Origin of the sequence: Micromonospora sp. NPDC050686, from assembly GCF_040654475.1 — a bacterium.
In the GTDB taxonomy this organism is placed as follows: Bacteria; Actinomycetota; Actinomycetes; order Mycobacteriales; family Micromonosporaceae; genus Micromonospora.
The window spans coordinates 1-4,648 of the sequence record NZ_JBFAID010000117.1 but is presented as its reverse complement, the minus strand read 5'-3'; the positions used below and the strand labels follow the sequence as shown (position 1 = coordinate 4,648).

General features: G+C 65.3%; 5 protein-coding genes. 3 read left to right on the top strand and 2 right to left on the bottom strand.

Annotated elements, in window-relative coordinates; genetic code table 11:
- Window positions 1-274: 274 nt before the first annotated feature.
- Window positions 275-685 (bottom strand): hypothetical protein, encoded by a 411-nt coding sequence (locus AB0H57_RS32455; protein WP_357512524.1) that lies wholly within the window; start codon window positions 683-685, stop codon window positions 275-277.
- A 334-nt stretch (window positions 686-1,019) separates the two neighbouring features.
- On the opposite strand from AB0H57_RS32455, the gene AB0H57_RS32450 reads away from it, so the two are divergent.
- On the top strand, window positions 1,020-1,565 hold the full coding sequence (locus AB0H57_RS32450; protein WP_357512522.1) for a hypothetical protein: 546 nt from the start codon (window positions 1,020-1,022) through the stop codon (window positions 1,563-1,565).
- 86 nt (window positions 1,566-1,651) lie between these two features.
- On the opposite strand, the gene AB0H57_RS32445 is transcribed toward AB0H57_RS32450, so the two are convergent.
- The gene (locus AB0H57_RS32445) at window positions 1,652-1,990 is read right to left on the bottom strand and encodes an Imm51 family immunity protein (protein ID WP_357512520.1); all 339 of its coding nucleotides are present in this window, start codon (window positions 1,988-1,990) and stop codon (window positions 1,652-1,654) included.
- A 618-nt stretch (window positions 1,991-2,608) separates the two neighbouring features.
- On the opposite strand from AB0H57_RS32445, the gene AB0H57_RS32440 reads away from it, so the two are divergent.
- The gene (locus AB0H57_RS32440) at window positions 2,609-3,763 is read left to right on the top strand and encodes a hypothetical protein (RefSeq protein ID WP_357512518.1); all 1,155 of its coding nucleotides are present in this window, start codon (window positions 2,609-2,611) and stop codon (window positions 3,761-3,763) included.
- Window positions 3,760-4,623, top strand: a complete 864-nt coding sequence (locus AB0H57_RS32435; RefSeq protein WP_357512516.1) for a hypothetical protein — start codon at window positions 3,760-3,762, stop codon at window positions 4,621-4,623. Before AB0H57_RS32440 ends, AB0H57_RS32435 begins: the two co-directional genes overlap by 4 nt.
- Window positions 4,624-4,648: the final 25 nt, after the last annotated feature.

Below are 4,648 nucleotides of genomic sequence, written 5' to 3'. Positions count from 1 at the left end.
CTCGCGAAGGACCGCGACAAGTAGGACGAAACTACCCCCGGGGGGGTCAATCCCAATCCGTCGCTAGGGGGTCAGTTCCAGTCCGCCGTTGACACGCAGAGCTGACCGAGTCGGCGTCGCAACTCAGCGGTCTGCCCGACGTAGGCGATGGCACTGTCACCGATGCGCCTCACCTGGTACAGCCCTGGGCCTCGCGGCACCTGCAGGCGAACGTCCCGGCCGTCCAACGGAAGCCAACCGCTCCAGGCGAGGGCTGGCGTGGTCCGGCTCGAACTCAAAGTCGGCCACCCGCACGGAAGTGGTCAAAGGTCCCTCGCACCTGTTGGACCCAGAACGCCTCCCGAGCCTGCTTCGAGGCACCCTTGTGGAGCAAACCCATGTCTTGCGCGAGCTGATAGAAGCCTGGGCCGGCGTCGTTCGCATCAAGGTAGATCACCAGCGCTGACATCATCGCCCCTACAACCGGATACGTCTCCTGAACGATCCGGCCCAGCAGATAGCCCATTGCAGCACGCTCGGCCTGCTCCGAGAAGTCGAACACCGGGTAGCCTGTACGCCGCGCCAGCGTCACGCTCATCTCCGTGTAGGACGTGTTGCGCTCCATCAATGCCCGCTCGCGCAGGAACTGCTTGCCCGCGTGCACCAGCACGTCCCACTCGGCATCGTGACGACCGTACGCCGACACGCCATCGCCCCCTTCCGTCGGTCATGGTGTTGGCGGAATCGGACTGTAGGTCACGCCAGTACGGCTGTACAGCCACCCGCACATCGGCAGGATGACCTGCCGGATTTGCCGGGGGAGTAGCGGTGCGAGGTTGGCCGAGCGCCACTGCAGGATGCCGACGAGTACGGTGCCATCGTGTTGTGGGCCTGCCGGGGCGTACCCGGCCCCGCCCGACTGGCCGCGCTGGAGTCCTGCCGACTACGAGCGCTTCACGGCTGAGGACCGAGGAGCCCACGCCTCACCACGGAGTCCTCCAAGACTCGGGGGATTGACAGGTCGTGGCAGCATTCGTCTCATGCGACATCCCTCTCTCCGGCTGCTCCTTGCGGCGTTCATGGTGCCGCTGTCGGCGTTGTTCGGGATGAGTGGGTGCGATGAGCAGCCCGAGCATGGATCGGGCTCGCCGGCCGGCCCCACGACCCCAACCATTGGCATGGTGAAGCCGTCCGTCACCGTTCCGGCAACTCGGTCGGCTCAACCTACGACTACGCCTCCTGAGCTGCATTTCAGCATGTCGATGGTGCGCAGCAACGAGGTCAACAAGCCGGATAAGGGTGGGCAAGCGAACGTCGAGTTGGTCGCTGGTAGCAACGATCTGAAATCGCTAGAGCGCGTCGGTCGCGAGTGTGTCAAGGCCTTCCTGCGGGAGCAGAAAGCGGCCTTCTGCAAGGTTTTCGGAACAGAGGCTGACTACAAGGCTCGTGATCTGCGTAAGGCGGGCGACTCCAACTGCTGGGCCTGGTACGTCGGGGTGCCCCTGGCAGGTGGCGAACCGATGGTCACCGAAGGCAGCGAGATCGGCTACGTTGCCGAGCATTGCCCCGGCAAGCTGTATCGCTGATTCCCGGGCGCGGATTATCGGTGAAGGCGCCGAGGTGGGGTGTCGCCGGTCGAGGCGATCAGCCCACTCGCTGCGACCGTAGCGGCTCAATCGTCAAATTCGAAGCCACTGGTCTTGGCGTACTCCATGAGGTGCCGCAGGCGATTCCCGTCGGCCGTGACCGCACCGAGCAGGACGGCCAAGTCATCAAGCGCGCCTCGATCGTTGCTGGTGGCGTAGAAGGCTCCGCCCTCTGGGTCGGGCAAGAAGCGACCCTCGAGGGTGGGGGCCTCGGTCGTGACGAGCAGCTCGACGATCCCTTCCCAGAAGTAGCCGTTGGGCTCGTGGCCAAGTTCGGAGATCACGTCATCCACGCCGGTGGTCCCCGCTTCCAAGGACAAGGAGTACTTACCCGGCGCGATCTCTGCTACCTCTACGAGAGCCATCCGCGGATCTTGACAGGCCGGTCCGACGAGCACAAGCAGCTGACGAGTCTCGATTGATCGACGGCCAACGAACACCGATGACCGGTTGGCATGTTAGCCAGGTTGCTAAGGGCTTGGGAAGCTTCACCGCATGCCCTTTCCACCGGCCACGTCCGCCGAGGTGCCATCGTAGACCTTGTCGGGGATTCCGTCCGTCGCCGACCACGACGAAAATGGCCACCATGACCAGCGTCATTACCGATGCGATGGCCGGCCCAGCAGCGGCCTCGAGATCTGCAGTTGAGGGGCCTAGGTGGTGCGAGCCTGGTCTGCTGGCCCGGGCAGGCCGATACCCGTTGGCCGTCGAGGCGCCGGTCATGGCCTGCGTCGACATGCTCGTTCCAGGCGTGTCGACCGTGACCCGTTATGCCCGCTACTACAGCCTCTATTGGGCTCTCGCCGCGCACGCGGGCCGGAAGGGCATGGACCAAGAGGCGTGCCAGCGCCTCGTCCGTCGGGTGGAGGTGGGTCTGGCGCGAATCTCGCAGGAGTACGACGATCCGGATTACGCACCCGGGGTCGCTCATGGCGTGGACGCGTTAGCCAGGCTAGCCCCCCGGCCAAGGCGAGGAATTCTCAGTGGCCGACTCCATTGGTTCCGGTTCCTACTCCCCGCGTACCTGGGGCTTCTGGTCGCAGTACAACGGCCCAAGCGTGACGCTCGGGACCGTGACGGTGGACAGCGATGCGCTGCGGGTCGGCCGCCATCCGTGTCCACCAGAAATCTCAAAGATGTACAAGTCCCTCATTGAGGTCGCCGAGCATCGAGGTGGTCTGTCACTCCCGTCGGCGGCACTGGGGCGCCTGCGCCTTCAACAGGACACGGACACTCCTGACCTGGAACCACTGAGCTCGCTGTTCAGCGCCACCGCAAATGGCCGCCACGACCCGCAGTCCTGGACCGGGGACGATCGGACGCGGCGCGCCACACTCCGCATACTCGCCCGGTCGTGGCAGCTCAATCCAGACGCGGCCACCTGGCAGGAGGCGTTCGCCGCTGCCGTGGCCTACGGTTCGGCCGCACGCGAGGACCCGTTGCTGGCCGGCGAAGAACGAACGGCCGCGTGGCGAGGGGTGGTCCTTCGTCACCACTCTGTCGGGGCGTGGCGACATCTCTGGGCGGCGTTGGTCAACGAGGTCCGAGGGACGGAGATCGCCTCTCGTAGCCACTTGCACGAGTGGATCAGCGCGCAGCTACCCGGCAGCACCGTCGCCGAGTTCGAGGCCGGTCTGCCTGCCGTCGTTGATGAGCGTCGTGACCCCCTACCAGCCGAGGATGAGCTGCTGCGCGACGACAGCGGTGTGCTTACCGACGTCGCGCTGCTACTGCTCGGCGCCCGGCGCCTCGACTCGCTGACCGCCGTCACCCTGCGCACCTTCAAGGGGAAACGGCCCACCTACCTCGATCCCACCTGGATAGCGCAGCTCCGGCACGAGTACGGGCAGCGCTCGGTCGCCGAGCTGGGGCGACGCCTCGTTGACGACATGCTCGCCCAATCGCGGCGGGTAGCACTGCGAAAGGTGAAGTTCAACCAGGACGGCACGATCTCACTGTTCAGCAGACTCCACGAGCGCAATGGCGCGTACTTCGCTGACTCTGACGAGGGCAGCGGCAACATCGGTCTGCGCCTTCCCCAGCTGGCCGAGATTGCGGTACAGGTCGGGCTGCTAACACCGCACCCCGAAGAGCCAGTCACGCCTCAGGGGCAGCGACTGCTGGACCTGCCCTCATGAGCGAGGCCATCACCCATTCCCTCCGATCGCCACTAACTCTCCTGCAGCAGTGGCGGGATCGAGTCGACGACGCCCGGCTGCGCGAGGTCCTCATCACCGGTTACACGGTCGACCTGGGGTTCCTCGAGAAGTTCGCAATTCCCACCGCTCGGGCTCTCGGCGCGCGGATCACGGTCCTCAGCGACCCTGGACAGGCTGTACACGACCCCGTGGACGTACGCCGCGCCGGCGTGGCCTACCAACACGGCCACGCCGTCTGCTCCAGAGCATTTCACCCCAAGCTGGTGGTCCTACTCGGCGACCAGGACGTGTGGCTCGCGGTCGGATCGGGCAACCCGACGCTGTCCGGGTGGGGATACAACCACGAGCTGTGGGTCACCGCATATGGGACCGTGGATCATGGGCCGCAACTCATCCACGACATCGCGGACTGGCTGCAAGACCTGCCAGACACGGTCGGTCTGGCTAGCTGGATCGCCAAGACAACCCGCCACGTCGCTGAGCGGATGCGGCCAAAGAAAATCGATGGACGGTGGTCGCAGGTGCGTGCCTTCGGCAACCTCCACGAACCGCTGTTGAACCACCTACCGACGCATGCGGTGGACGAGTTACGCCTCGCCGCCCCGTTCTACGACCCGCCAGCCCGAGCAGCGACAGCCATCGTCACCCGGATGAAGCCGCAAGCCATACGTGTCGCCGTTCAGCCCTCCATCGCCATGTTCGACGGTGCCGCCCTGGCCCGTGCGGCAGCGCCTGTCGTTGATCAGACCTTCACACTGCTCAGCGCCGGGCCGGAACGTGTCAAGGGATTGAGGCCAACGGGAGTTAAGCGGCTTGTCGTTGCGGCTCGGGCTTGTTGATCCAGACCTGTTCGGGCAGGTCGAG

What these genes read in the sequence shown, in the direction of transcription:
- AB0H57_RS32435 (WP_357512516.1), top strand. Translation starts at nt 3,760, where the DNA reads ATGAGCGAGGCCATCACCCATTCCCTCCGATCGCCACTAACTCTCCTG.
- AB0H57_RS32445 (WP_357512520.1), bottom strand. Translation starts at nt 1,990, where the DNA reads ATGGCTCTCGTAGAGGTAGCAGAGATCGCGCCGGGTAAGTACTCCTTG.
- AB0H57_RS32450 (WP_357512522.1), top strand. Translation starts at nt 1,020, where the DNA reads ATGCGACATCCCTCTCTCCGGCTGCTCCTTGCGGCGTTCATGGTGCCG.